Consider the following 26,414-nt stretch of genomic DNA (forward strand, 5'->3'; position numbering starts at 1 on the left):
GGCGGGGCGGCGCGGCGCTGCGCGGCCACCGGGTGGATACCCGTCTTGCGCCCCGTTCGCACCGGGTATATATTTCAAGCCTAAAATATCAAAGGTTCAAAATCAACGGCGGTCGATCGAGGCGTGCCGCCGCTGCCACGGAGCTGTACACATGAAGATAGTCTGCCAAGGCGGTGGCCCCGCCGGCCTGTACTTCGGCCTGTTGATGAAGCTGCAGAATCCGGCCAACGAGGTCACGGTGGTCGAGCGCAATCGGCCCTACGACACGTTCGGCTGGGGTGTGGTGTTCTCCGATGCCACGATGGAAAACCTGCGCGAAGCCGACCCCGTGTCGGCGCGCACCATCGGCGATGCGTTCAATCACTGGGACGACATCGACATTCATTTCAAGGGCCGCACGATACGCACCGGCGGCCACGGCTTCATCGGCATCGGCCGCAAGCACCTGCTGAACATCCTTCAGGCGCGCTGCGAGGAAGTCGGCGTGAAGCTGGTGTTCGAAACCTTCGTGCAGGACGATCAGGCCCTGGCGCGCGAATACGACGCCGACCTGGTGATCGCCGCCGACGGCCTGAACAGCGTGGTCCGCACGCGCTACGCCGACACCTTCAAGCCCGATATCGACACGCGTCGCTGCCGCTTCGTGTGGCTGGGCACGACCAAGGTGTTCGACGCGTTCACCTTCGCCTTCGTGCAGACCGAGCACGGCTGGTTCCAGGCCCACGCCTATCGCTTCGAAGACGGCCTGTCGACGTTCATCGTCGAGACGCCCGAAGAAACCTGGCAGGCGGCCGGCATCGAGCAGATGAGCCAGGAAGACGCCATCGCCTACTGCGAGAAGCTCTTCGCGCCCTGGCTCGACGGCCATCGCCTCATGAGCAACGCATCTCACCTGCGCGGCTCGGCCATCTGGATCCGCTTCCCGCGCGTGATCTGCAACGGCTGGGTCCACTGGAATCATCTCGACACCCCGCGCGGCGAACGCGACGTGCCGGTGGTGCTGATGGGCGATGCGGCGCATACCGCGCACTTCTCGATCGGCTCGGGCACCAAGCTCGCGCTCGAAGACAGCATCGAGCTGGCCCGCTGCCTGCAGGACCAGCCCGATCTGCGCGCCGCGCTCAAGCATTACGAAGAGGTGCGCAGCGTCGAGGTGCTCAAGATTCAGAATGCCGCGCGCAATTCCACCGAGTGGTTCGAGAATGTCGAGCGCTACGCCGACCTCGAGCCGGAGCAATTTGCCTACTCGCTGCTGACGCGCTCGCAGCGCATCTCGCACGAGAACCTGCGCCTGCGTGATCCGGCCTGGGTCGAGAGCTACGAACGCTGGATCGCGGCGCATGCCGGCGAGCCCGCGCCGGCCAAGCCCGGCCGCGCACCGCTGCCCATGTTCACGCCCTATCAGGCGCGCGGTGTGCGCCTGCCCAACCGTGTCGTGGTCTCGCCGATGGCGATGTACTCGTGCGTGGACGGCGTGCCGGGCGACTTCCATCTGGTGCACCTGGGCGCACGTGCGCTCGGCGGCGCGGGTCTGGTGATGGTCGAAATGACCTGCCCCTCGCCCGACGCCCGCATCACCCCGGGCTGCCCCGGCCTCTGGACGGACGAGCAGGGCGCCGCGTTCAAGCGCATCGTCGACTTCGTGCATGCCAACAGCCCCGCGAAGATCGGCATGCAGCTGGGTCACGCCGGCCGCAAGGGCTCGACCCAGGTCGGCTGGCAGCGCATGGACTATCCCTTGCCCGAGGGCAACTGGCCGCTGGTGTCGGCCTCGCCCCTGCCGTATCTGCCGGGCGTGTCCCAGACCCCCGCGGCGCTCGACCGTGCCGGTATGGATCGGATCCGCGACGAGTTCGTGGCCGCGGCCCGCCGCGCCGCCGATGCCGGCTTCGACTGGCTCGAGCTGCATTGCGCCCACGGCTATCTGCTGTCGAGCTTCATTTCGCCGATCGCCAACCAGCGTACCGACGAATATGGCGGCAGCCTCGAGAACCGCCTGCGCTATCCGCTCGAGGTGTTCCGCGCGGTGCGCGCGGTCTGGCCCGAGGACAAGCCCATGTCGGTGCGGATCTCCGCCCACGACTGGGTCGAGGGCGGGATCGACGCCGACGCCGCGGTCGAGATCGCGCGTGCCTTCAAGGCGGCCGGCGCCGACATGATCGATTGCTCGTCGGGTCAGGTGAGCCCGGACCAGCGCCCGGTGTATGGCCGCATGTACCAGACCCCGTTCGCCGACCGCGTGCGCAACGAAGCTGGCATTCCCACGATCGCCGTGGGCGCCATCTTCGAGGCCGACCACGCCAACGGCATCATCGCCTCCGGCCGCGCCGACCTGTGCGCGCTGGCCCGGCCGCATCTTGCCGATGCTTCGTGGACGCTGCGCGAGGCCGCGCGCGTGGGCTACCCCGACACGCAGTGGCCGCAGCAATACGTGGCTGGCAAGCGCCAGCTCGAGACCAACTTCGAACGTGCCGCCTCGCTGGCGCAACAGGAGTCCAAATGAGCGCGGCCCTTCCTCTCGACGGCCTTCATGCGCTGGTAACCGGCGGCGCGCGTGGCATCGGTCTGGCCTGCGCCCGTGCGCTGCTGGCACAGGGCGCCCGGGTCACGCTGCTCGGCCGCGACGAGCAGTCGCTCGTTAAAGCGGTACTGACGCTGGGCGGCGAGGGCGTGGGTGGCGTGAGTGCCGACATCACCTCGGCCGAATCGGTCAAGGCGGCGTTCGCCGCGGCCGAGCAGGCGCGGGGCCCCGTCGACATCCTGGTGAACAATGCCGGCCAGGCCGAGAGCGAGCGCTTCGACCGCACCGATACCGCGCTGTGGCAGCGCATGCTCGACGTCAATCTCACCGGCACCTTTCATTGCACGCAGGCGGCGCTGCCCGCGATGCTGAAGCGCAACCAAGGCCGCATCATCAACGTGGCCAGCACCGCCGGGCTGATCGGCTACGCCTATGTCGCCGCCTACTGCGCCGCCAAGCACGGCGTGATCGGTCTGACGCGTGCGCTGGCGCTCGAAGTGGCACGCAAGGGCGTCACCGTGAATGCCGTGTGCCCGGGCTACACCGAGACCGACATCGTTCGCGACGCCGTGGCCAATATCGTCGGCAAGACCGGGCTGGACGAGGAGGGCGCGCGTGCCAAGCTGGCCGAGCGCAATCCGCAGGGCCGGCTCGTCACGCCCGAGCAGGTCGCGGCCACCGTGGCATGGCTCGCGCTGCCCGGTAGCGGCGCCGTCAATGGCCAGGCCATTTCGGTGGACGGCGGCGAGGTCATGCCGGGTTGAATTTCGTGGCGCGCCCTGCGCGCGCCGCAACCAGACAGGAGACATCATGAGCGCTAACGAAGAACACACGATGAAGCATCACAAGCGGCCTTTCGCCACTTATGCGCCGCGCACGTTCCTGTGGGACGTGAGCGCCGACGGCAAGGTCGCCACCATCACGCTCAACCGCCCCGAACGCAAGAACCCGCTCACGTTCGATTCCTACGCCGAGCTGCGCGACCTGTTCCGCGGCCTGGTCTACGCCACCGACATCAAGGTGATCGTGGTGACCGGCTCGGGCGGCAACTTCTGCTCGGGCGGCGATGTGCACGAGATCATCGGGCCGCTCACGCGCATGACCATGCCGGAGCTGCTCGACTTCACCCGTATGACGGGCGACCTCGTCAAGGCCATGCGCGCCTGCCCGCAACCCATCATCGCGGCGGTCGATGGCGTGTGCGCCGGCGCGGGCGCGATGGTGGCCCTGGCCTCGGATCTGCGCGTCGGCACACCCGCCGCGCGCACGGCATTCCTCTTCACGCGCGTGGGCCTGGCCGGCGCCGATATGGGCGCGTGCACGCTGCTGCCGCGCATGATCGGCCAGGGGCGGGCGAGCGAGCTGCTGTACACCGGCCGCGCCATGCGCGCCGACGAAGGGCTGGCCTGGGGCTTTTTCAACAGCCTGCACGAGCCCGAGGCGCTGGCCGGCGCCGCGGCCGAGCTCGCGGCCCAGCTCGCCGCCGGACCGACCTTCGCCCATGGCGTGACCAAGAAATTGCTGCACCAGGAATGGAACATGGGCGTGGACGAGGCCATCGAGGCCGAGGCCGAGGCGCAGGCCATCTGCATGCAGACGCGCGACTTCCGCCGCGCCTACGACGCGTTCGTGGCGAAGCAGAAGCCCGTGTTCGAAGGAGACTGAGCCATGATGCGCGATAGCAGCTGGCTGGACTGGCCGTTCTTCGAAGACCATCACCGCACGCTTGCCCACTCGCTGGATGCCTGGTGCGACGAAAACCTCGGCCACGTCGACCATCACGACGCCGATGCCGCCTGCCGCAAGCTGGTGGCGGCGCTCGGCAAGGCGGGCTGGCTGCGCTATTGCGTGCCGGCCGGGCCGGACGGCGCCTGGGGCGGCAGCCTGCCGCAGGTGGATTCGCGCGCCGTGTGCATCCTGCGCGAAACGCTCGCGCGGCACGAAGGTCTGGCCGACTTCGCGCTGGCCATGCAGGGCCTGGGCAGCGGCGCGATCTCGTTGATGGGCTCCGACGCGCTGCGCGCCCGCTACCTGCCGCGCGTGGCGCGCGGCGAGGCCATCGCGGCCTTCGCGTTGTCCGAGCCCGATGCCGGTTCGGACGTGGCCGCCATGAGCTGCGCCGCCCGGCTCGACGGCGACAGCTACGTGCTCGATGGCGCCAAGACCTGGATCTCCAACGCCGGCATCGCCGACTTCTACGTGGTGTTCGCCCGCACCGGCGAGGCGCCGGGCGCACGCGGGATCAGCGCCTTCGTGGTCGATGCCGATACGCCGGGCTTCAGCGTGAGCGAGCGCATCGACCTGATCGCCCCGCATCCGCTGGGCACCCTGACGTTCGACGAATGCCGCGTCCCGGTGGCGAACCGTCTGGGCGATGCCGGGCAAGGTTTCAAGCTGGCCATGATGACGCTGGATATCTTCCGCGCGTCCGTGGCCGCCGCCGCGCTGGGCTTCGCCCGGCGCGCGCTCGACGAGGGCCTGGCGCGCGCCAAGAGCCGCAAGATGTTCGGCCAGACCCTGGCCGACCTGCAGCTCACGCAGGCCGCGCTGGGTGACATGGCCACGGCGATCGATTCGTCGGCGCTGCTGACGTATCGCGCCGCCTGGATGCGTGACGTGCGCGGCGAGCGCACGACGCGCGAGGCGGCCATGGCCAAGATGACGGCGACCGAGTCGGCCCAGCAAGTCATTGATCGCGCGCTGCAGATGTTCGGCGGCGCGGGCGTGGTGAGTGGCATGGCGGTGGAGAAGATGTACCGAGAAATCAGAGCGCTGCGTATCTACGAAGGCGCCACCGAAGTGCAGAAACTGATCATTGCCCGGGAGCTGTTGAAGTCCTGAGTCCAGGACGTGCGTACCACGGGCAAGACACCATACCGATAGCGACAAGGGGAAATCCATGGAAGTATCCGCGCACACCGACACCTTCGCCCGCGACAACCTGCCGCCGGAAGACCTCTGGCCCGAGTTGTTGCTCGACGGGCCGGACGTGGCCTATCCGGCCCGGCTCAATTGCGCCGTCGAACTCGTCGACCGTCATGTGGCCGAGGGCCGCGGCGAACGTATCGCGCTGCGCTGGCGCGAGGGCGAAGGCCAGCGCACCATGAGCTACGCCGAGCTGCAGGGGCTGACCAATCAGGTCGCGCAGGTGCTGATCCAGGACATGGGGCTGGTGCCGGGCAACCGCCTGCTGCTGCGTGGCCCCAACAACGCGATGATGGCGGCCGCCTGGCTGGGCGCCATCAAGGCCGGGCTGGTCACGGTGCCCACCATGCCGCTTCTGCGCGCCAAAGAGCTCAAGCAGGTGATCGACAAGGCGCAGGTCCAGGCGATGCTGTGCGACGTGCGGCTGGCCGACGAGGCGCTCGCCTGCATGCGCCAGGGTGGCGACTACTACTGCCCCGACCTCAAGCAGATCAAGATGTTCAACGACGCGGGCAGCGACTCGCTCGATACGCTGGCCGCGAGCAAGCCGGCCGAGTTTCAGGCTTGCGACACCGCGGCCGACGACGTCTGCCTGATCGCGTTCACGAGCGGCACCACCGGTGCGCCCAAAGGCTGCATGCATTTTCATCGCGACGTGCTCGCGATGTGCGATCTCTTTCCGCGCCACGTCATCCGGCCCGCGGCCGACGACATCTTCTGCGGCACGCCGCCCCTGGCCTTCACGTTCGGCCTGGGCGGCCTGCTGTGCTTCCCGCTGCGGGTGGGCGCCAGCACGGTGCTGGCCGAGAAGCTCAGCCCCGAATCGCTGCTGCAGCTGATCCAGGATTTCCGCGCGACCATCTGCTTCACGGCGCCCACGTTCTATCGTCAGATGGCGCCGCTGGTGCCGCGCTTCGATATCGGCTCGCTGCAAAAGACCGTGTCGGCCGGCGAAGCGCTGCCGGATGCCACGCGCCAGCTCTGGAAAGAGGCCTCGGGCATCGAGATGATCGACGGCATCGGCGGTACCGAGATGATTCACGTGTTCGTGTCCAGCCCGCCCGAGGCCGTGCGCCGTGGCGCGATCGGCAAGGTGGTGCCGGGCTACGTGGCCATGGTGGTCGACGAAGACATGCAACCGGTGCCGGCCGGCACCACGGGGCGTCTGGCGATCAAGGGTCCCACCGGCTGCCGCTACCTGGCCGACGAGCGCCAGCGCCGCTTCGTGCAGAACGGCTGGAACCTCCCCGGCGACACCTTCATGCAGGACGCCGACGGTTATCTGTACTATCAGGCCCGCAACGACGACATGATTATTTCGGCCGGCTACAACATCGCCGGCCCCGAGGTCGAGGACGCGCTGCTGCGCCACGAGGCCGTGGCCGAATGCGGGGTGGTGGGCATGCCCGACGACGAGCGTGGCCAGCTGGTGGCCGCCTACGTGGTGCTCAAGCCGGGCTTCGACGGCACGCCCGAGCTCTCCACGGCCTTGCAGACCTACGTGAAGAACAACATCGCGCCCTACAAGTATCCGCGCGTGATCAATTTCGTGACCGCGCTGCCGCGCACCGAAACCGGCAAGCTGCAGCGTTTCGCGCTGCGCAAGCAGGCCGCCGGAGACAAGTGATGGGTACGCCGTTCGAAGCGGAGATCGAGGTCCGGTTCCGGCATTGCGACCCGGCCGGCATCGTGTTCTACCCGCGCTATTTCGAGATGATCAACGACTTCGTCGAGCACTGGTTCGACCGGGGCATGGATCTGCCGTTCCATACGCTGCACGTCGAGCGCCATATCGGCACGCCGCTGGCGTCGGTGCAATGCGACTTCTCGGCGCCCAGCCGCTGGCACGAGCGCCTGCGTCAGGTGCTCACGGTGCGCCGCATCGGTGGCGCATCGTTTCGCGCCGATGTGCGCTTCGAGGGCCAGGACGGTCAGCTGCGGCTGGCGGCCAGCCTGACGATCGTGACGGTCGATCTGCGCACCATGAAAGCCACGCCGCTGCCCGACGACCTGCGTGCCCGCATGCAGGCGTTCGTGGTCGACGATACCCCGGCGTCCGCGCCCTGAGATTCGATTCGCAATACCCAATAGACCGATAAGAGGATGAGGCTATGAAAATTCTGCAACCGCCCGATTGGCTCGCGCCGCGCGGCTATTCCAACGGCATGATGACCGAGATGCAGGTGGGTTCGCGCCTGCTGTTCGTGGGCGGCCAGATCGGCTGGAACGGTCAGCAGCAGTTCGAGACCGATGATTTCGCGCTGCAGGTGCGCCAGACGCTGGCGAACATCGTGGCCATCCTGGCCGAGGGTGGCGCCACGCCGGCCCACATCGTGCGCATGACCTGGTACGTGAAGAACAAGCAGGAGTATGTGGCGGCCTATCCCGAGATCGGCAAGCACTATCGCGAGCTGATCGGCCGGCACTTCCCGGCCATGACCGCGGTCGAGGTCGCCGACCTCGTCGAAGACCGCGCCAAGGTCGAGATCGAGGTGACGGCGGTGGTGACGCCGGCCTGACGCCGCGCGGTATCAGTTTGCCCGTGCCCGGCGCCGCAGGGTGGCGCTGGGCAGTTCGCCGTGGCGCTCGCGGTAATACTCCGAGAAGCGCCCCAGATGGCCGAAGCCGACCGCCAGCGCGGCGTCGGTCACGCCGTGCGCGCCACTCAGAAGATGGTCGCGCGCGCTGTCCAGGCGCAACGTGCGCAGCGCCGACATCGGCGTCGTGCCGCGGTGCGCGTGAAACAGCCGTGCCAGCTGGCTGGCGCTGACGCCCGCGTGGCGGGCGATGTCGGCCGCACAGATCGGCGCGGCCAGATGCGCGTGCATGTAAGCCTCGGCCTGGGCCAGATGACGTGGCACCGCGTGCGCGCCATCGCGCCAGGTATTGGGCTGGTGCCAGAGCAGGTGCAGTACCAGCATCTCCTGCATTCGTAGTGTCCAGATGTCGGCGGGCACCGTGCCCACCGGCGCGGCCTGTGCCAGCAGCGGCAGGGTATGCAGCAGCCCCGCCACCAGCGCCCGCCAGGTGGACCCCGTCGGCGTGTCGAGCGCCAGCGACGGCGCGAAGTCGAGCGGCCGCCGCGCCGCGGCGCCGAAAGCCTGCTGGCCGACCTGGTCGAGCAGGCCGCGCGGAATCTTGAGCATCAGCTGTTCGCAGCCGCTTTCCCAGTGCAGGGCCAGCGGGCGGTCGGGTGCGATCACCGCCGCCCGCCGCGTACAGGTCTCGACGATGTCGGCGCCGCACTGGACGCGGGCCCGTCCGACGAGCGGCACCTGCACCAGCATGAAATCGCGCAGGCGGCCGGGATCGATCCGGACCTCCGGGCCATAACGCAAGGTACAGATCGTGAGCGCACCCACCTGCGCGCGCGACAGCCGCGCGTCCACCGGCCCGGCCTGCCAGCTCAGGTGGTGATCCTTGAGCGCCTCGGAGACGCGGTTGCGGGTCTCGTCGCGCTCGCGCGAGCGGAACACCCGCCGGGCCACCAGCGGGGCCAGTTCACTGCGCGACCATCCTTGCATGCTGTTCTCCCCGGCTGTCCGGACGCGGCAAAGTCGATCGACTGTAGAGCAGGCTCCGGACGAACGGAATTAGGTGAATCGCGGATAAGGCTGGCGTAAAACGGATAGAGCGTTGTCCCGGCCCGGCGTATCGTGGGTGTCGAGCCTGTGCCGTGAGAGCCGGGCCGCCATTGCGAACTCAAGGGGAACACGCATGAACCTCGGCAATACATCCGTTGGTGTCGCCGCTGCGCGCCTGCGCGCTCGGGTCTGGTTGGCGGCGGCCTCCGCCGCCGTGTGCTGTACCGTCGCGGCCGCGCCGGCCAAGGAGGTGAAGGTCGGGCTGGTCACGACGCTGTCCGGTCCGGGCGCCGCGCTCGGCAACGAAATCCGCGACGGCTTCAATCTGGCGTTGCAGCACACCGGCGGCAAGCTGGGCGGCCTGCCGGCGCAGGTGCTCGTGGCCGACGACCAGCAAAAGGCCGATGCCGGCCGCCAGGCCGTCGAACGCCTGCTCAAGCGCGACAAGGTCGACATCATGACCGGCATGGTGTTCTCCAACGTGCTGCTGCCCGTCATGCCCGCCATTCTGCAGGCCGACACCATCTATCTCAGCACCAATACCGGCCCCGAGAACTACGCGGGTGCGGGCTGCCATCCCAATTTCTTCGCCGTGGCCTGGCAAAACGAAGACATTCCCGCGGCCATGGGCAAGTACGCCACCGACAAGGGCTACAAGCGGGTGGCGCTGATCGCGCCCGACTATCCCGGCGGCCGCGAGTCGCTCAAGGGCTTCAAGCGGCTCTACAAGGGCGGCGTGGCCGACGAGGTCTATACCCAGATGGGCCAGCTCGACTATGGCGTCGAGATCTCGCAGCTGCGTGCCAGTCAGCCCGACGCCGTGTTCTTCTTCCTGCCCGGCGGCATGGGGGTGAACTTCATCAAGCAGTTCCACAGCGCCGGGCTGACCGGCCGGATCGCGTTGCTGGCCCCGGGCTTTTCGGGCGACCAGGACACCATCGCCGCGGTGGGCGCGCCGATCGAGGGATTGTTCAACACCGCGCAGTGGGCAGCCGATCTCGACAACGCGGCGAATCAGCGCTTCGTGACCGATTTCAAGGCGAAGTACGGCCGCACGCCTTCGCTCTACGCCTCGCAAGGCTACGACGCCGCCATGCTGCTCGACAGCGCGGTGCGCCACACCAAGGGCGATCTTTCCACGCCCGCGCTGCGTGCGGCGCTCAAGCGGGCCGACTTCACGTCGGTGCGCGGCAGCTTCGCCTTCAACCAGAACCAATACCCCATCCAGGATTACTACCTGCGGCAGGTGGTCAAGCAGCCCGACGGCACGCTGACCAACCGGCGCGTCGCGACCGTGCTCACGCAATACCAGGACCCGTTCGCCGCCGCCTGCAAGATGCAATGACCCCGGCCGCGTCCTCCGGACGCGTGCCGCACAAGGAGACCCCATGACTTCCACCGTACAGACCCGCAACGTGCGCATCGAGGCGCAGGACGGCGGCACTTTCGACGCCTACCTCGCCGTCCCGGCGTCGGGTTCGGGCCCCGGCCTGGTGCTCTGCCAGGAGATCTTCGGCGTCAACGACTTCATGCGCCGCACCGCGCAGCTGCTGGCCGAAGAGGGCTACGTGGTGCTGGTGCCCGATCTGTTCTGGCGCCAGCAGCCCGGCATCCAGCTCACCGACGGCCCCTCCGACATGCCCAAGGCGTTCGCGCTGTATCAGGGCTTCGACGAAAACCTGGGCGTGGCCGACATCGGCGCCACGGTCGCCAAGCTGCGCACGCTGCCCGAATGCGAGGGCGGCGTGGGCGCCCTGGGCTATTGCCTGGGCGGCAAGCTCGCCTATCTGGCGGCCTGCCGCACCGATGTCGACGTGGCCGTGGGTTACTACGGCGTGGGCATCGAAAACAGCCTCGACGAAATCCAGAACCTGCGCGGCAGCCTGGTGCTGCATATCGCCGAGCAGGACGACTTCTGTCCGCCGCCCGCGCGCGCGCAGATCCTCGAAGCGCTGTCGGGGCGCAAGGGCGTCGAGCTCTACGTCTATCCGGACGTGGACCACGCCTTTGCGCGTACCGGCGGCGATCACTACGACAAGCCGTCGGCGCTGATGGCGCACCAGCGCAGCATCGCCGCGCTCAAGCGCGCCATCGGCCCGCATTACGACTTCTCCTATCTGTGGGACAAGCACTGCGAATACGAATTCGGCACGCGCGATGTCGCGGCCACGATGGCCACGATGGTGGCCGAACCCTACGTCAATCACATTCCCACCATGACGGGCGGCGTGGGCCACAAGGAGCTGTCGCGCTTCTACCAGCACCACTTCGTCAACAACAATCCGCCCGACACCCGGCTGATTCCGTTGTCGCGCACCGTGGGCGCCACGCAGATCGTCGACGAGATGCTGTTCTGCTTCACGCACACCACCGAGATCGACTGGATGCTGCCCGGCGTGGCGCCCACCGGTAAAGCCGTGGAAGTGCCGCTCATCGCGATCGTGAAATTCCGCGGCGACAAGCTCTATCACGAGCACATCTACTGGGACCAGGCCAGCGTGCTGGTGCAGATCGGCCTGCTCGATCCGGAGGGCCTGCCGGTGGCGGGCGTCGAGACCGCGCGCAAGCTGCTCGACGAAACACTGCCCTCCAACACGCTGATGGCGCGCTGGCAGGACAGCGCCCGTCACGGCTGAACCCGATGGGGCGCCGGTGCGCGCCGCATCGCTGCAGACTCGCGGGGCGCCGGCCGGCGCCCCTTGCTGGAGATAGATCATGGCTTATACCGAAGCGCAGTTGGCCGCGCTGGTGCGCGGCGACAGCGTCCACAAAACCGTCTACACCGATCCCGAGATCTATGCCCTGGAGATGCGCCGCATCTACGGCCGCGCCTGGATCTACGTGGGCCACGAAAGCCAGGTGCCCGGCACCGGCGATTACCATACGACGCGGCTGGGCGACCAGGACGTGATGATGGTGCGCGCCGCCGATGGCCGCGTGCATGTGCTGTACAACCGCTGTCCGCACAAGGGCGCCAAGGTGGTGGCCGATGGCGATGGTTGCGCCGGCAAGTTCTTTCGCTGCCCGTATCACGCCTGGACCTTCAAGCTCGACGGTTCGCATCTGGGCGTGCCGCTCAAGCAGGGCCTCGAAGACACCAACTACGATCCCAAGAGCCCCGAGTTCTCGATGCGGCGCGTGGCGCGGGTGCAGAGTTATCGCGGCTTCGTGTTCGCCAGCCAGAGCGCCGACGGTCCCGAGCTCGAGGCGTTCCTGGGCGGCGTGCGCTCGTCGATCGACAACCTCTGCGATCGCTCGCCCACGGGCGAGGTCGAAGTGGCCGGCGGCATCTTCCGCGTGATGCAGCGCTCCAACTGGAAGGTGTTCTACGAAAACCTGCACGACACCATGCATGCCCGCGTCACGCACGAATCGTCGTTTCAGGCGGCGCGCGACGAGGCCCAGGAGCTCGGCGAAATGCCGTTCGAGCTGCACATCATGGACGGCAATGGCGAGCCCTACGAGTTCTGGGAAAAGCTGGAGCTGCGCGCCTACCCCAACGGCCACGGCTACATGGAAGGCATTTTCAATCCGGGCGCGGCCGAACGCGATCCGGTGTCGCGCGCGCATTTCGAGGTGCTCACGCAGGCCTACGGTGAAGATCGCGCCCGCGAGATCCTGGGCATGAATCGCCACAACACCGTGATCTATGGCAGCGGATCGCCGCACACGGTGTTCCAGCAGTTTCGCGTGATCCGCCCGGTGGCCGTCGATCGCACGCTGATCGAGATCCAGACCTTCCGCTGCAAGGGCGCGCCCGACAGCGTGTTCCGCCGCGCGATGCTGTATGCGAACGTGATCAATTCCCCCTCGTCGAACGTCATGCCCGACGACATCGAACTCTACAGCCGCTGCCAGGAAGGCAACGCCACGCAGGGGGGAGAGTGGGTCAGCATGCATCGCTATCACGGCACCGATCGCAGCGATGAACAAGGCCTGGTGTCCACCAACGGCACCAGCGAACTGCCGATGCGCAATCAATTCCAGGCCTGGCGCGACTACATGACGCAGCCCGTGGCGGTGCCCGTCGCGATGCCGCAGAAGGAGCAAGCATGCTGCTAGAAATCGACTTCGACGTCGGCACCGCCGACCTGGCGCCGGCGCAGGTGCCGGCCGACACTTATCACGCGCTGTGCCAGTTCCTGTACCGCGAGGCGCGGCTGCTGGACATGCGGCAATACGACGCGTGGCAGTCGCTCTGGACCGACGACGGCATGTACTGGATGCCGCATCACGCCGACCAGGCCAGCCCCTACGATCACGTCTCGCTGTTCTGGGAAGACAAGATGCTGCGCGACGTGCGTATCCGCCGTCTGCAGCACCCGCGCAACTGGTCGCAGCAGCCGCCGACGCGCTGCGCCCGCATCGTCGGCAACATCACCGTCGACGGCGTCGATCAGGGCGGCAACCTGGTCGTGCGTTCGGCGTTCCAGCTGACCGAGTGGCGCAAACGCCAGCCGCGCCAGCTCGCGGGCCACTACACCCACAAGCTCGCGGCCGAGGGCGATGGCTGGCGCATCCGCATGAAGCGCGTGGATCTCGTCACCTGCGACGACGTGCACGACGCCTTCGAGGTCTACGTGTGAACGCGCGGCCCGACACGGCGGTGCTGGCGCTGCACTACCAGAACGACGTGCTGCATCCGGACGGTCGCATCCGCCTCGGCGTGGCGGGCGACGACGTGCTGCGCGGCCGGCTGGTGCGCGCGGCCTGGGATCTGCTCGGCGGGGCGCGGGCGCTCGACCTGACCGTCGTGCACGTGCGCGTGGCGTTCCAGCCGGGCTACGCCGATCTGATCCAGAATTGCACGATCTTTCGCAACGTGGCGGCCAGCGGCGCCGTGATCGATGGCGAGTGGGGCAGCGACTTCTATGCCGGCCTCGCGCCCGATCCGGGCCGGCCGCAGGAGCACGCGCTGCGCCACACGCGCATCAGTGCGTTCTACGGCACGGACCTCGACGAGCTGCTGCGCGCGCATGACGTGCGGCGCCTGATCGTGGGCGGCGTGGCCACCCACTCCGTGGTCGAGGGCACGGTGCGCCATGCCTCGGACATGGGCTATGAAGTCATGGTGGCCGAAGACGCCTGCGCGGCGGCCGATCCGGCCGCGCACGCGGCCGCGCTCGCCAGCATGAAGCTGATCGCCCGCATCGGCACCGTCGCCAGTGCGCTGCAATGGGCCGCGCACGCTCTCAAGGAACCCGCATGAACGCTAACAGGATGGGGCCCGACCTCTCGGGCAAGACCGCGATCGTGACCGGCAGTACGCAGGGCCTGGGCGCCGACATCGCGCGTGGGCTGGTCGCGGCGGGCGCCAGCGTGATGCTGGTCGGACGCAGCCGCGAGGCGGGGGAAGCGCTGGCGCGCGAGCTGGGCGAACGCGCCCGCTTCAGCGCCACGGATATCGGCCATGACGATCAGATCCAGGACTGCATCGCGCGCACGCGCGAGGCGTTCGGCGGGCTCGATATCCTCGTCAACAACGCGTGCCAGTATGCGGACCAGGGCCTGGCGTCGAGCCGGGAGCAATGGCATGCCACGCTCGATACCAATCTGATTTCGGCGGCGATGTTCACGCAGTTCGCCGCGCCCGTGTTGCCGCGCGGCGGCGTCGTGATCAACATGGGCAGCACCGGCGGCAAGTTCGGCGCCGCGGGCCGCGCGATCTATCCGGCGTCCAAGGCGGCGCTGCTGCAGATCACGCGCAACTTCGCGGTCGAGCTGGCGCCGGCGGGCATCCGTGTGCTGGCGGTCTCGCCGGCCTGGACCTGGTCGCCCTCGGTCGAGGGCCTGGCGCAGGGTGATCGCGCCGTCGCCGACGCCGTGGGCGCGCATTTCCACCCGCTCGGCCGGGTGGGCGGCGGCGAAGAAATCGCGGCGGTGGTGTGTTTTGCGTGTTCGCCGGCGGCCTCCTGGATGACCGGCGTGGACCTGCCGGTCGACGGCGGTTTTTCCGTTCTGGGCCCGGACCAGGGGATCTCGCCGCGCGCCTGGTTCGCGCGGCTGGCACAAGACAGCCGTTGAACCGTTGAACTGTTGCGCCGTGCAACGGGCGCCGTGCAACGGGCGCCGTGCAACGGCCACCCCGATGCGCCGCGCGGCGCGGGCCCTGGTGCGGCAGGGCCCACGCCGCTCAGCGCGTGCCGGCGGCCTTGATGACGAGCTGGCCTTCTTCGAGCATGGCCTTGCCGCCTACCGTGTCTTCGAACACTTCCTGCACCTTGTTGCCGATCTGCAGGTGCACGCCGCCGTGATAGCGGCGCGACGCCACGATGAACGCCGTCAGGAGCGGCTGCAGGTCCTTCTGCAGACGCTGTTCGTCCAGGTCGACCTGCGCCAGTTCGCCGGTGATGCGATTGTGCGTGGCGCGGGCCCGATCGCTCATGCCGTTCACGTTCTTGGCCGGGTTGTTGTGCAAGAAGACGATGAGCTTCTCGAGCTTGGCCTTTTCTTCGGTCAGGCCGGCGCGGCGGGCTTCGAGCGCGGCGCGGCGTGCCTCGGCGTGCGGGTGCAGGCCGACGCAGATCTGCGTCGGAACGGACGCCATCGAGCCCAGGCTGCCCGCGCTCACCGACTTGGTGGCATGGGCTTCGCCGCCCACGATCACGCCCATCTGCGAGCCCGGCGCGCCCACCGTGACGCTCTCGCCGGCATACACCCGGCTCGCGCGGATCTCGCGCTCGGCGGCGATGTTCTTGTCGGCGTTGACGTGGGCGTTCTCGATGAAGCGCGCCTTGACCGAGCCGCCGGCCGTGATCTGCGCCGTGCGGATGCTGGCGCCGGGCGTGGCGGCCGCGCCGCGCGCGTCCTTCACGATCTCGGCCAGGCCGATGATGCCGCCGTTCACGCTGACGTTGCCGCCCGCATGCACGAGGGCGGCTTCGATGGTGCCGTTGACGACCACATCGCCGGACACGCGGACTTCCATGCCGGAGGTGATGTCGCCGCGCACGCGCAGCGTGCCGTCGAAATTGATGTTGCCGGTGTTGAGATCGACCGCGTCGACCTCGACCAGCGAGTTGACCAGCACGCCCTGCGGCACCACCATCGGCGAGCCGGCATTGGCGGCGCGCAGCAGGTTGGGGTCTTCTTCGTCGAGCGCGACGCCGGTGAGGTTCGGCGCGAACGGTGTGTCGGCCATCTGCGGCGGCTCGACCGCTTCGCCCATGACGTTCAGGCCGGGCTTGCCCTGGACCGGCGGAATGCGGCGCATCAGCGGCGTGCCCGGCGCGACCAGCGTCAGGTTGCCGAGCTCGCGGTAATCGATCGGCGCGTTCTCGTCGTCTTCCTGTTCGCGCGTCTTGAGCGCGTCGAGCAGGCTTTCGAACCGCACCGGGGTGCCGGGCGTGAAGGGCGTGCCCTGTGCGACGACCGCGGTGGCGCGGGTGCCCAGTGCGAGGGCCTGGCGGATCGAGGCTTCGTGCACGCCGTAGACGATGCCGTGCTCGAGCAGCGCGGCCAGCACGTCCGCCTCGGCGATGACGTGGCCGCCCTTCGCGGGCGTCACCACCATCAGCACCGACATGTGATCGGGGGAGATTTCGAGCTCGAAGCGGCCGTGCTGAACCTCGCCGATCTTGCCCTGCACGGGTTCGGTCGCGGTGCGGCAGGATTCGATGAAGCTGATAGCGCTGAGCTGGTCCAGCACGTCGGCGTTCCAGCCCTGGTCCTGGACCGCCTGGGTCAAGGTCTCGAGCGTGGGAATGGACACCACGTCGCGGTCACCCGGTTCAAACACGGCCGACAGCACATGCGTCGTTTCGTCCAACTCAAGCCGGAATGCAGTATCGACAGGCATTTCTTCCCTCCGGGCACCGCCATCCTTGCTCCGGGACGGGGCGCCTACATATCGTTTTGTATCGGTCGCGCTAGGCAGCCGGGACTAGCACAGTGCGCACTCAGTTGCTAGAGTAATAACTCGAAATATCGAGACATATTAAGCGATATTCAAGCGTGTAGGCGAACGGAGTTGTAAGGGCCGGAGGGGCTATCTCACTGATTTTTGAGATAAAACAGGTCACGCGCGTGTCGTGCGCCGGGCTCACCCCGGCGAGTGCGGGGATCTGCCCTGCAATCCCCTGCTTCTGCGAGGATTGCGTCGTGAACATCGCGGCCTTCGTGCGAGGGCCGCGATGTTCACGTTCGTGCGGGGATCAGCCCTTCATGCGGGTAAACACCGACTCCGCGCGATCGAGGGTGGCGTCGATCACGCTGTCATCGTGGGTGGCCGACACGAAGCCGGCTTCGAAGGCCGACGGCGCGAAGTGCACGCCCGCGTCGAGCATGGCATGGAAGAAGGTCTTGAAGGCCTGGGTGTCGCAGGCCGAGACCTGCGCGAAGGTACCGGGCACCTCGTTGCTGAAATACAGACCGAACATGCCGCCGATCGCGTCGGCCGAGAAGGCCAGTCCGGCGGCGCGGGCGCGCTCCTGCAGGCCGTTGGCCAGACGCTGCGTCTGGGTGGCCAGGCGTTCGTAGAAGCCCGGCTGGCCGATCAGGCGCATCGTGGCCAGGCCCGCGGCCACGGCCACGGGATTGCCGGACAGCGTGCCGGCCTGGTAGACGCCACCCAGCGGCGCGATGTGCGCCATCAGGTCGGCGCGGCCGCCGAAGGCGCCGACCGGCATGCCGCCGCCGATCACCTTCGCCAGCGTCGTCAGATCGGGCGTGATGCCGGTCAGGCCTTGCACGCCTTGCGGGCCGACGCGGAAGCCGGTCATGACCTCATCGAAAATCAGCACGGCGCCGTGGCGCGTGCACAGTTCGCGCAGGCCTTCCAGGAAGCCCGGGGCCGGCTTGATCAGATTCATGTTGCCCGCCACCGGCTCGACGATCACGCAGGCGATGTCGGTGCCGTGTTCGGCGAAGGCGGTCTGCACCGCCGGCAGGTTGTTGTAGTCGAGCGTGAGCGTGTGCGAGACGAACTCGGGCGGCACGCCGGCCGAGCTGGGGTTGCCGAAGGTCAGCAGACCCGAGCCGGCCTTCACCAGCAGGCTGTCGGAGTGGCCGTGGTAGCAGCCCTCGAACTTCACGATTTTGTTGCGGCCGGTGGCGCCACGCGCCAGCCGGATCGCGGTCATGGTGGCCTCGGTGCCCGAGCTCACCAGACGCACCTGTTCGAGCGAGGGCAGGCGTTGGATCAGCAGCTCGGCGAGTTCGATCTCGGCCTCGGTGGGCGCGCCGAACGACAGGCCGTGCACGGCGGCGTCCTGGACCGCGCGCACCACTTCCGGGTGGGCATGGCCCAGGATGGCGGGGCCCCACGAGCCGACGTAGTCGATGTATTGCGTGCCCTCGGCGTCCCAGATGTAGGGGCCCTGCGCGCGCGCGATGAAACGCGGCGTGCCACCCACGGAACGGAAGGCGCGCACGGGCGAGTTGACGCCACCAGGAATGCTGCGGCTGGCGCGTTCGAACAATTCGGCGTTACGGGACATGGTATGCGGTCTTAAAGTCAGGGTTGGGGGCGGGCCGGCGCGCCGCGCTGGACGCTGGCGCAGGCCGCGGCGCAGGCGCGCGCGGCGGCCCGGATATCGGGCATCTCGAACAGGCCGGTGATCACGGCGATGGCGTCGGCGCCGGCCTGGGCCACGAGCGGCGCGTTCTGAGCGGTGATGCCGCCAATGGCGACCACGGCGGGGCGCGGCGCGGGGCAGGTGTCGGCCAGCGCCGCCGCTTCGGTGAGCAGCGAGAGCGGGGCCTGAACGGCCTGCGGCTTGGTGGACGAGGCGAACACCGCACCGAAGGCGATGTAATCCGCGCCCTGGGCGAGCAGGTCGCGCGCCCGGTCGAGGTCGTTGTAGCAGGAGACGCCCAGCAGCAGGTCGGGCCCGACTTCGCGGCGCACCCCGGCGAGCGCGTCGTCGTCGCGGCCCAGATGCGCGCCGTCGGCGCCGACCTCGAGCGCGAGGCGCCAGTCGTCGTTGATCATCAGCACGACGCCGAGCTCACGGCACAGCGGCACGAGGGCGCGCGCCTGGGCGGCGCGCTCGTCGGCGGTGGCGTTTTTGCGGCGCAGCTGCAGGGAGCGCATGCCCCCTTCGGCGGCGTGGCGTACGGCGGTCAGCAGGCGGGCGGTATCGGCCCAGTCGGGCGTGACCCCATACAGGCCGGCCGGAAAGCGCAGGGGTTTCATTGCAGGGTGGCTCCGGCGTCGACGTGGCGGCGCGGCACGCGCCGGCCCATGCCGGGCAGGAAACTTGCGGCGAGCACCTGGTCGGCGTGCTGCAGCGCCTGTTCGACGGCCTGAGGCATCTCGAGCCCCTGCGCCAGCAGCGCGGCCGCGGCCGCGGCCGTCACGCCGCCGGTGTCGGCATTGCGGTCGGGCGCGGCCTGCCAGGGCAGGTTGCTGGTCTGGCCGCCGGGGCCCACGAGCAGGTTGGTGTAGTGGCCCGGCCGGGTCGGGTGGCCGAGCACCAGCGCCCATTGGGCGCCGCCAGCCAGCAGGGCATGGCCCGGCGTGGGCGAACCCGAGGTGTCGATGCTGCCATCGGACTGCCATTGCGCCAGGCGCATGTGCTCGACCACGACCAGGTCGGTCTGGGGCAGCACGAGCTCGAACGTGGCGGCGAGCAGGTCGTCGGCGTCGTCCTGTTCGACGGCGTCTTCGGGCAGCAGCGCGCGCGGACCGAGGTGCAGGACCAGCGGTACCTGGCTGTAGTCGGCCGCGATCTGGGCCGCCACGCTGGCGCCTTCGGCGGTGTAGAGCCCGCCGACCTTGATCGCCTGCACCTGCATGTCTTCGAGCAGGCAACGCGCCTGGTCGTCGAGCAGCTCGGGCGAGACGGGATGGATTTCTTCGATGCCGGCGGTATCCTGGACGGTCAGGGCCGTCGCGGCGGCCAGGGCATGACAGCCCAGCCGGGCGCAGGTGACGGCGTCGGCCGGCAGCCCGTCGGTGCCAGTGGGATCGAACGGGCCGAACACGAGTACGAGAGGGGGGGCAAGAGGGGCCAATTGAACCTGAACAGCGCGCATCGTGATGGCGAACTTCCCGATTTGCGTTGCATCAGGAAAGAACCCCATCGGGTTTCGGTAAGATATGCCCATTCTAATGGATGCTTTCCGCGAATTGCCCGCTCCGGGGCAGCGCGGCGCAAGGCAAGAGAGAACTATGCGTACTTGGATGTGTCTTATCTGTGGCTGGGTTTACGACGAGGAGGCAGGCTTGCCCGACGAGGGAATCGCTCCCGGCACCCGTTGGGAAGACGTACCGCCGAACTGGGTCTGTCCCGAGTGCGGCGCACGCAAGGAAGATTTCGAACTGATGGAAATCTGAGCCCGTAGCGGCTCAAGGCAGGCCGCCCTCGGGGCGGCCTCGTGCCCCCGGCGGGTGCCCGCTCAGATTGCCCTTGCAAGGGGTTTGCCATGACCGAACACACTCGCACCGACGACGCCGACGACGCACCTGCGTTGGCGGCCGATTTCTCCAATCAGTTCCTGCTCGCCATGCCCGGCATGGTCGAGGGCGCCCTGGCGGGCACCGTGATTTTCGTCTGCGAGCACACGCCTCGCGGCGCGCTCGGGCTCGTCATCAACCGGCCCACCGATCTCACGCTGGCGCTGCTCTTCGAACGCATCGATCTCAAGCTCGAGATCGGACCAGTCGACGATCCCGTCTTCTTCGGCGGACCCGTCCAGACCGACCGCGGCTTCGTGCTGCATGCGCCGGCGGGCGAATACACGTCCAGCATCCGGCTGGGCGAGCTCGCGCTCACCACCTCGCGCGACGTGCTGCAGGCCGTGGCCGACGGCAACGGGCCGAGCCGCATGCTGGTCACGCTTGGCTATGCCGGGTGGGGCGCGGGCCAGCTCGAGAGCGAGATGGCACAAAACGCCTGGCTCAACGTCGATGCCGAAGCCCACATCATCTTCGATACGCCTGCCGAAGAACGCTATCCCGCCGCGCTCAAGCTGCTGGGCATCGATCCGGTGATGCTGGCCGGTGAAGCCGGACATGCGTGAGGAAACCCTGCTCGCGTTCGATTTCGGCGAAAAGAAAATCGGCATCGCGATCGGCAACACGCTCACCCGGCACGCTCGCCCGCTCGAGATCATCATGTCCGAGCGGCGCGATGCGCGCTTCGGCCGCATCGAACAGCTGCTCCAGGAGTGGCAGCCGCAGCGCGTCATCGTGGGCCTCGCGCTCGATAGCGATGGCGGCGATCAGCCGGCCACGCTGCGCTGCCGGCGATTCGCCAACCAGCTGCACGGCCGCTTCGGCCTCGACGTGACGCTGGTCGACGAGCGCGGCTCGAGCATGGAGGCCCAGCGCCTGCTGGGCAGCCACGCGGCCGACGATGCGATGGCCGCTGCCGTGATCCTGCAGCGCTACCTCGACGCGCTGCCGCAGGTCTGATGTTCAATCCCCAGCTCGACCGGCAGGGCGCGCTCGTGCATCTGCTCACAACCGAAGGCTTGCCGCGGCGCCTGCTCGAGCCGCTGCTCGATGGCGCGGCAAGTCATGCGCGCGATGCCGCCGTGGCGCCCCGCGCGCCGGCGGGGGCGGTCTCGATGCTGTTCGATGCGCCGGATCCCTTCTGGGAGCAGGCGTGTGCGGCCGCCGCCGAGCTGACGGGCCGTGCCTGCGTGGCGCCCGGCGTGCCGTGCCTGCCGCGCGGGGCCGCACTGCCGCGCTGGCTCGGCGAGCTGCGCGCGCGTGGCGTGACCACGTTGGTGCTGCGGCACGGCAGCAGCGGTGCCGCGCACCTGGCCGCGCGTCATGCGCCGGCGGGCCTGCGCGTCATCAATGCCGGCGATGGTCTGCATGCCCAGCCGCTTGCCGCGTTGGCCGACCTGATGGCCATCCGCGACGCGCTGGGCGGCTTTACCGAACTCACCGTGACGCTGCTCGGCGATCTGGCCCATGCGCCCGCCGCGCGCTCGCTCATTCATGCCCTCACCACGCTGGGTGCGCCGCAATTGCGCGCCGTGGCGCCTGCTGCCCTGTTGCCGGACGGTCTGGCCGAGCTGGGCGTGCACGGCTGGCCCGACCTCGATTCCGGGCTGGCCGGCGCCGATGTCGTGGTCGTGCTGCCGCTCGCGCCCGAAAGCGTGGCGCAGGGCCGCGTCGCCAGCGCGGCCGCGTATGCGGCCGATTGGCGCCTGGACGGTGCGCGTCTGGCGGCGACGCGTCCGGATGTCGTGGTCCTGCATGCCGACGTCGATGCCGCAGCCGCGCTCGAGCTCGACGCGGCCGCCGTGCAGCGGGCCCGTCCGGCCATGGCCAGTCGCGCGGTTCACGCGCGGGCGGTCGTGGCGGCAGTGTTCGATCAGATCGCGGAGCTCCGATGACAGCCCCGGCCAGTCTGCGTATCGACAACGCCCGCCTGCTCGACCCCGCCAGCGGCCGCGATGCCATCGGCTCGCTGCGCGTGGTCGATGGCCGCATCGCGGCGCTCGGCGAGCTGACGCCCGGCCCGAACGCCGAGCGCGTGGTCGATGCGCGGGGCAGGGCGCTGCTGCCCGGTTTGATCGATCTCTCGGTGCGCCTGCCCGACGACAGTGCCGCCTCTCGCGCGGTGCTGCAGGCGGCCCTGCGCGCCGGCGTGACCTCGCTGGTCCTGCCGGCGTGGCATGGCGCCACCGCGCTGACCGATGCGGCCACGCTGCCTGCCGCGCGCGCGCTCGGCGCGCCCGGCCTGCCGCGCGTGTTTGCCTGTGGCCTGCTTCACGACGGCGAGTCGCGCCGGGCCGATCCCGCCGCGCTGGCCCGCGCCGGTGCGCTGTCGGGGGCGCTCGACCCCGCGCTGCCGCGCGATGCGCGCGTGCTGCGCTGGCTCATGCAGGACGCGGCGCAGGCCGGCCTGCCGCTGTGGATACGTCCGCACGACCCGCGCTTCGGCGCGGGTGTAGTGGCCGCCGGCGCCTATGCCACGCGGCTCGGCCTGCCCGGCGTGCCGCTGGCCGCCGAAACCCAGGCGGTGCAACTGCTGCTCGCGCTGCAACGCGAAACCGGCGCGAGGCTGCATCTGACGCGTCTGTCGAGCGAGGCCGCCGTGACGCTGGTGCGGCAGGCGCGCGCTGACGGCCTGTCCGTCACGTGCGACGTGTCGATCCAGCATCTGCACCTCACCGAGCTCGATATCGGTTTCTACGACGCCCATTGTCATCTGCGGCCGCCGCTGCGCGGTCAGCGCGACCGGGCGGCACTGGCTCAGGGCCTGGCCGACGGCACCATCGCCGCGCTCTGCTCGGATCATGCCGTGCTCGGTCCGGACGACAAGATCGCGCCCTTTGCCGAGACCGCCCCGGGGGCGGCGGGCGTGGGGCTGTTGTTTTCGCTGGCCTGCAAATGGGCGCTGGACAGCCGCTTGCCGCTCTCGCGGGCGCTCGCCTGCGTCACCAGCGGTCCGGCCGCGGTGGCCGGTCTGGCGGCGGGGCGCCTGCAGGTCGGCGCGCCCGCGGATCTCTGCCTGGCCGACCTCGACGCGGAGTGGTTCGCCAGTCCGGACGCGCTGGGCGCCGTGAACGCCGCGACACCGTTCGCGGGTATGATGCTGCCCGGTCGAGTCTGCGCTGCCTGGGTGGGCGGTGATCCGGCCTGGGAGAGTCCGTTTTGAAGCTTTTGCGTTTCGTGTTCCGGGTGGCCCTGGTGCTGCCGTGGATCCTGTTCGGCCTGTTCTGCGTGAGCCTGGTCTACCGCGTCCTGAACGGCCGGCAGCGCGCCGCGCTCAACCGTTTCTGGTCGCGCGTGCTGTTGCGCATGTGCGGCGTGCACGTCACCACCACCGGCGAGCCGCGCCTGACGGGTTCGGTGCTGTGGGTCGCCAACCACGTCTCCTGGATCGACATCTTCGTCGTCAACGCCGTGCGCGCCACGTCGTTCGTCGCCAAGGCCGAAATCCGCGGCTGGCCCGTCATCGGCTGGCTCGCCGCCGGCGCCGGCACCCTGTTCATCGAACGCACCCAGCGCCACGCCGTGCATGCCATGGGCGAATCGATTCAGTCCTGTTTCGACCGGGGCGAGGCCGTCGGCCTGTTTCCGGAAGGCACCACGACCGAGGGCCTGGATCTGCGGCCCTTCCATGCCAGCCTGTTCGAACCGGCGCGCGCCGCCGACGTGGCCGTGCAGCCCGTGGTGCTGCGCTTCATGCACCACGGTCAGCGCAGCGGGTTCGCCGCGTTCGTGGGCGAAGAAAGCCTGGTCGCGAATCTCTGGCGCGTGCTGGGCGCGACGGGTGTGGCGGTCGAGGTAGCCTTTCTGCCCGTGCTCGCCACGCATCATGCCGACGGTACGCCCTTCACGCGGCTGGAGCTGTCCCGCGCCGCGCGCGAGGCCATCCTCGCCCGGCTCTGAGCACGACGCCCGGCACCATGAAAAACGCGGCCCGAAGCCGCGTTTTTTTTCGTGCCGGCGTGCGCGGTGTCATTCGGATCCGGGCGCCTGCGATTGGGCACAGCGGATCTGCACCAGCTTGCGATCGTGCAGGCGCATGCCGGTAAGCGAGCCACCCCAGACGCAGCCGGTGTCGAGGCAGAGCAGGTGCGGACGCACCAGCAGGCCCAGCGTCGACCAGTGGCCGAATACGATCGTCACGTCGCGCGTGGCACGGTTGGGCACGTCAAACCAGGGCACCAGGCCGGCAGGCCAGGCGCCGGGCGCCACCTTGGTGGCGAACTCCATGTGCCCGTTGGGCGTGCACAGACGAATCCGGGTCAGCGCATTGATGATGACCCGCAGCCGCTTGCCGCCCTTGTGATCTTCTTTCCAGTTGGCCGGCTCGTTGCCATACATCTTCTGCAGGGCCTTTTGCCAGTTGGGGCCGCGCAGCGCGCGCTGGACCTCGTCGGCCAGCTCCAGCACCTTTTCCACGTCCCATTTGGCCAGCACGCCGGCGTGCACCATCAGGTGGCCATGTTCGAAGTGGGCGAGCGGACGGTGGCGCAGCCAGTCGATCAGGTCGCCGGCGTCGGGCGCGCGCAGGATGTCGTCGAGCGTGTCGGATTTGGACGGCTTGCGCACACCGGCGGCCGCCGCGAGCAGATGCAGGTCGTGGTTGCCCAGCACCGACACGGCGCGGTCGCCCAAGCCGATGATGCGGCGCAGGGTCGCGAGCGATTGCGGGCCGCGGTTGACCAGGTCACCCGCGAACCAGAAACGCGCGTCGGGGTCGGCCGCCACCTCGGGGTGAGCCAGCAATTGATCCAGCGAGGCGCAGCAGCCCTGCACATCGCCGATCATCCAGATGCTGCCAGTCATACCGGAACTTTTCTCCAGGGCCAGCGGCGCTCGGCGAGGCGAGAGATCGCATGGCGGTATTCCATCATGGTGAGGGCGCCCAGCGCGAGCGCGAGCGCGGCCAGATTGGGGCCGAGCGCCGTGAGCCAGGGCGGCCAACGGTTGAGCATGCCCACGTTGAGGGCGAGCTGATTGACCATGAAGAAGGCCACGCCCAACAGGATGCCGATGAAGACCTTGGCGCCCACCCCGCCGCGGCGGGTCTGCATGAAGCCGATGGGCGCGGCGATCGTGATCATCACCAGCAGCGTGAAGGGGTAGACGAACTTGCGCCACAGCGCCACGACCTGGCGGTCGGCCTGTAGCTGGTTGTTGTGCAGATAGTCGATGTAATCGATCAGGGTCACGAGCGACATGCGCTCGGGCGTGAGCACCCGCGCCAACAGGCGCTCGCCGCTCAGCGTGGTGTCGAGTCGCAGCTCGGGCACCTTGACCACCTGGGCGGGTTTGCGCTCGGGCGGCTTGCCGTTGGCCAGCGCCTGCGCCGCCTCGTCGTCGATGCGCGTCTCGGTCACGTCCGTGAGGATCAGGTCGCCGTCCTGGAAGCGGCCGCTGGCGGCCTGCGCCAGCCCCTGCAGTTCGAGGTTGGGCTTGAGCTCGAACAGCATGACGTCCCGGACCTGGCCGTCGCCCAGCAGGGTCTTGATGTTGATGACGCGCGTGCCGCCGGTGCCGGTGGGCTCCTTGAACCAATAACCGCTGTTCAGGCGTCCGCCGCCGGCCTTGCCGCGCAGGGTGAGGTCCGCCTCGCCGCTCTTGATCTCGGCGATCGGCGTGACGAACTCGGAGAGCAGGGTGGCGCCGACCATGAGCGGGATCGTGATGAGCCACAGCATGCGCATGAGCCGCATGCCGCTCACGCCGGAGACGCGCAAGATCACGAGCTCGTTGCGCTGCGCCAGGCCGGCCAGGGCCAGGATGGCGCCGATCAGCAGGCCGATGGGCAGGAGGTCGTAGAGGCGCGTCGGCAGGGCGAGACCCTGCATGTAGAACAGCGCCCACATGCTGAATTTTTCACCGACGTTGTCGAGGTCGTCGACCAGCGCGAAGAACGTGAAAAGGCCCAGCAGGGCCAGAAGGACCACTGCGCAGGAGCGATAGATCTCGCGGGCCAGGTAACGGCGGGCAGTACGCATGAATCGAG

The 26,414-nt window shown here is 68.8% G+C and carries 26 protein-coding genes; 19 read left to right on the forward strand and 7 right to left on the reverse strand.

What is annotated here, in order from left to right:
• Positions 1-151: 151 nt before the first annotated feature.
• Genes CAL25_RS03580 through CAL25_RS03610 form a run of 7 tightly spaced genes read left to right on the forward strand, consistent with a single transcriptional unit; the run spans position 152 to position 7,965 of the window.
• The gene (locus tag CAL25_RS03580) at positions 152-2,503 is read left to right on the forward strand and encodes a bifunctional salicylyl-CoA 5-hydroxylase/oxidoreductase (RefSeq protein ID WP_094798541.1); all 2,352 of its coding nucleotides are present in this window, start codon (positions 152-154) and stop codon (positions 2,501-2,503) included.
• The gene (locus tag CAL25_RS03585; RefSeq protein ID WP_094798542.1) at positions 2,500-3,285 is read left to right on the forward strand and encodes an SDR family NAD(P)-dependent oxidoreductase; all 786 of its coding nucleotides are present in this window, start codon (positions 2,500-2,502) and stop codon (positions 3,283-3,285) included. Before CAL25_RS03580 ends, CAL25_RS03585 begins: the two co-directional genes overlap by 4 nt.
• 46 nt (positions 3,286-3,331) lie before the next feature.
• Positions 3,332-4,186: an enoyl-CoA hydratase family protein gene (locus CAL25_RS03590; RefSeq protein WP_094798543.1), complete on the forward strand. Its 855-nt coding sequence runs from the start codon at positions 3,332-3,334 to the stop codon at positions 4,184-4,186.
• 6 nt (positions 4,187-4,192) lie between these two features.
• Complete coding sequence (locus tag CAL25_RS03595; protein ID WP_094798745.1) at positions 4,193-5,362, forward strand: acyl-CoA dehydrogenase family protein; 1,170 nt, start codon at positions 4,193-4,195, stop codon at positions 5,360-5,362.
• A gap of 58 nt (positions 5,363-5,420) precedes the next feature.
• Positions 5,421-7,073 (forward strand): AMP-binding protein, encoded by a 1,653-nt coding sequence (locus tag CAL25_RS03600; RefSeq protein WP_094798544.1) that lies wholly within the window; start codon positions 5,421-5,423, stop codon positions 7,071-7,073.
• A complete protein-coding gene (locus CAL25_RS03605; RefSeq protein WP_094798545.1) occupies positions 7,073-7,513 on the forward strand; it encodes an acyl-CoA thioesterase in 441 nt (146 codons plus the stop codon). The genes CAL25_RS03600 and CAL25_RS03605 overlap by 1 nt, the downstream gene beginning before the upstream one ends.
• Positions 7,514-7,557: 44 nt before the next feature.
• On the forward strand, positions 7,558-7,965 hold the full coding sequence (locus tag CAL25_RS03610; protein ID WP_094798546.1) for a RidA family protein: 408 nt from the start codon (positions 7,558-7,560) through the stop codon (positions 7,963-7,965).
• A 12-nt stretch (positions 7,966-7,977) separates the two neighbouring features.
• Here CAL25_RS03610 and CAL25_RS03615 read toward each other — a convergent pair whose 3' ends face one another.
• Complete coding sequence (locus CAL25_RS03615; protein WP_094798547.1) at positions 7,978-8,970, reverse strand: helix-turn-helix domain-containing protein; 993 nt, start codon at positions 8,968-8,970, stop codon at positions 7,978-7,980.
• Positions 8,971-9,163: 193 nt separating this feature from the next.
• On the opposite strand from CAL25_RS03615, the gene CAL25_RS03620 reads away from it, so the two are divergent.
• The 6 genes from CAL25_RS03620 (at position 9,164) to CAL25_RS03645 (ending at position 15,054) form a co-directional block, all read left to right on the forward strand.
• Complete coding sequence (locus CAL25_RS03620; protein WP_094798548.1) at positions 9,164-10,375, forward strand: ABC transporter substrate-binding protein; 1,212 nt, start codon at positions 9,164-9,166, stop codon at positions 10,373-10,375.
• A gap of 43 nt (positions 10,376-10,418) precedes the next feature.
• On the forward strand, positions 10,419-11,666 hold the full coding sequence (locus CAL25_RS03625; protein ID WP_094798549.1) for a dienelactone hydrolase family protein: 1,248 nt from the start codon (positions 10,419-10,421) through the stop codon (positions 11,664-11,666).
• Positions 11,667-11,745: 79 nt separating this feature from the next.
• Positions 11,746-13,092 (forward strand): aromatic ring-hydroxylating dioxygenase subunit alpha, encoded by a 1,347-nt coding sequence (locus tag CAL25_RS03630; protein ID WP_094798550.1) that lies wholly within the window; start codon positions 11,746-11,748, stop codon positions 13,090-13,092.
• A complete protein-coding gene (locus CAL25_RS03635; protein WP_094798551.1) occupies positions 13,083-13,616 on the forward strand; it encodes an aromatic-ring-hydroxylating dioxygenase subunit beta in 534 nt (177 codons plus the stop codon). The genes CAL25_RS03630 and CAL25_RS03635 overlap by 10 nt, the downstream gene beginning before the upstream one ends.
• Positions 13,613-14,239, forward strand: a complete 627-nt coding sequence (locus CAL25_RS03640; protein WP_094798552.1) for a cysteine hydrolase family protein — start codon at positions 13,613-13,615, stop codon at positions 14,237-14,239. Before CAL25_RS03635 ends, CAL25_RS03640 begins: the two co-directional genes overlap by 4 nt.
• Positions 14,236-15,054 (forward strand): SDR family oxidoreductase, encoded by an 819-nt coding sequence (locus tag CAL25_RS03645; RefSeq protein WP_212590864.1) that lies wholly within the window; start codon positions 14,236-14,238, stop codon positions 15,052-15,054. The genes CAL25_RS03640 and CAL25_RS03645 overlap by 4 nt, the downstream gene beginning before the upstream one ends.
• Before the next feature lie 109 nt (positions 15,055-15,163).
• On the opposite strand, the gene CAL25_RS03650 is transcribed toward CAL25_RS03645, so the two are convergent.
• The 4 genes from CAL25_RS03650 to thiD all read right to left on the reverse strand — a co-directional run bounded on the left by CAL25_RS03650 (position 15,164) and on the right by thiD (position 19,986).
• Complete coding sequence (locus tag CAL25_RS03650) at positions 15,164-16,828, reverse strand: DUF342 domain-containing protein (RefSeq protein ID WP_094798554.1); 1,665 nt, start codon at positions 16,826-16,828, stop codon at positions 15,164-15,166.
• 355 nt (positions 16,829-17,183) lie between these two features.
• Positions 17,184-18,467, reverse strand: coding sequence for a glutamate-1-semialdehyde 2,1-aminomutase (hemL, locus tag CAL25_RS03655; RefSeq protein WP_094798555.1), 1,284 nt, complete (start codon positions 18,465-18,467; stop codon positions 17,184-17,186).
• A gap of 17 nt (positions 18,468-18,484) precedes the next feature.
• The gene (gene thiE, locus CAL25_RS03660) at positions 18,485-19,165 is read right to left on the reverse strand and encodes a thiamine phosphate synthase (protein ID WP_094798556.1); all 681 of its coding nucleotides are present in this window, start codon (positions 19,163-19,165) and stop codon (positions 18,485-18,487) included.
• Positions 19,162-19,986, reverse strand: coding sequence for a bifunctional hydroxymethylpyrimidine kinase/phosphomethylpyrimidine kinase (gene thiD, locus CAL25_RS03665; RefSeq protein ID WP_249278930.1), 825 nt, complete (start codon positions 19,984-19,986; stop codon positions 19,162-19,164). The genes thiE and thiD overlap by 4 nt, the downstream gene beginning before the upstream one ends.
• Before the next feature lie 157 nt (positions 19,987-20,143).
• On the opposite strand from thiD, the gene CAL25_RS03670 reads away from it, so the two are divergent.
• The 6 genes from CAL25_RS03670 (at position 20,144) to CAL25_RS03695 (ending at position 24,328) form a co-directional block, all read left to right on the forward strand.
• Positions 20,144-20,308 carry a rubredoxin gene (locus CAL25_RS03670; protein WP_003814980.1) on the forward strand — a complete coding sequence of 55 codons (165 nt, stop codon included), beginning with the start codon at positions 20,144-20,146 and terminating at the stop codon, positions 20,306-20,308.
• A gap of 89 nt (positions 20,309-20,397) precedes the next feature.
• Positions 20,398-20,994: a YqgE/AlgH family protein gene (locus CAL25_RS03675; protein WP_094798557.1), complete on the forward strand. Its 597-nt coding sequence runs from the start codon at positions 20,398-20,400 to the stop codon at positions 20,992-20,994.
• On the forward strand, positions 20,987-21,388 hold the full coding sequence (gene ruvX / locus CAL25_RS03680) for a Holliday junction resolvase RuvX (protein ID WP_094798558.1): 402 nt from the start codon (positions 20,987-20,989) through the stop codon (positions 21,386-21,388). The genes CAL25_RS03675 and ruvX overlap by 8 nt, the downstream gene beginning before the upstream one ends.
• On the forward strand, positions 21,388-22,323 hold the full coding sequence (locus CAL25_RS03685) for a hypothetical protein (protein WP_094798559.1): 936 nt from the start codon (positions 21,388-21,390) through the stop codon (positions 22,321-22,323). The genes ruvX and CAL25_RS03685 overlap by 1 nt, the downstream gene beginning before the upstream one ends.
• A complete protein-coding gene (locus CAL25_RS03690) occupies positions 22,320-23,591 on the forward strand; it encodes an amidohydrolase family protein (protein ID WP_094798560.1) in 1,272 nt (423 codons plus the stop codon). The genes CAL25_RS03685 and CAL25_RS03690 overlap by 4 nt, the downstream gene beginning before the upstream one ends.
• Positions 23,588-24,328 (forward strand): lysophospholipid acyltransferase family protein, encoded by a 741-nt coding sequence (locus CAL25_RS03695; protein WP_094798561.1) that lies wholly within the window; start codon positions 23,588-23,590, stop codon positions 24,326-24,328. The genes CAL25_RS03690 and CAL25_RS03695 overlap by 4 nt, the downstream gene beginning before the upstream one ends.
• A 69-nt stretch (positions 24,329-24,397) precedes the next feature.
• Here CAL25_RS03695 and CAL25_RS03700 read toward each other — a convergent pair whose 3' ends face one another.
• Together CAL25_RS03700 and lptG are read right to left on the reverse strand one after the other, a co-directional pair.
• Positions 24,398-25,231 carry a symmetrical bis(5'-nucleosyl)-tetraphosphatase gene (locus tag CAL25_RS03700; protein ID WP_094798562.1) on the reverse strand — a complete coding sequence of 278 codons (834 nt, stop codon included), beginning with the start codon at positions 25,229-25,231 and terminating at the stop codon, positions 24,398-24,400.
• Positions 25,228-26,406 carry an LPS export ABC transporter permease LptG gene (gene lptG / locus CAL25_RS03705; protein ID WP_094798563.1) on the reverse strand — a complete coding sequence of 393 codons (1,179 nt, stop codon included), beginning with the start codon at positions 26,404-26,406 and terminating at the stop codon, positions 25,228-25,230. The genes CAL25_RS03700 and lptG overlap by 4 nt, the downstream gene beginning before the upstream one ends.
• Between the last annotated feature and the right edge of the window lie 8 nt (positions 26,407-26,414).

The organism is Bordetella genomosp. 5 (assembly GCF_002261315.1).
In the GTDB taxonomy this organism is placed as follows: Bacteria; Pseudomonadota; Gammaproteobacteria; order Burkholderiales; family Burkholderiaceae_B; genus Bordetella.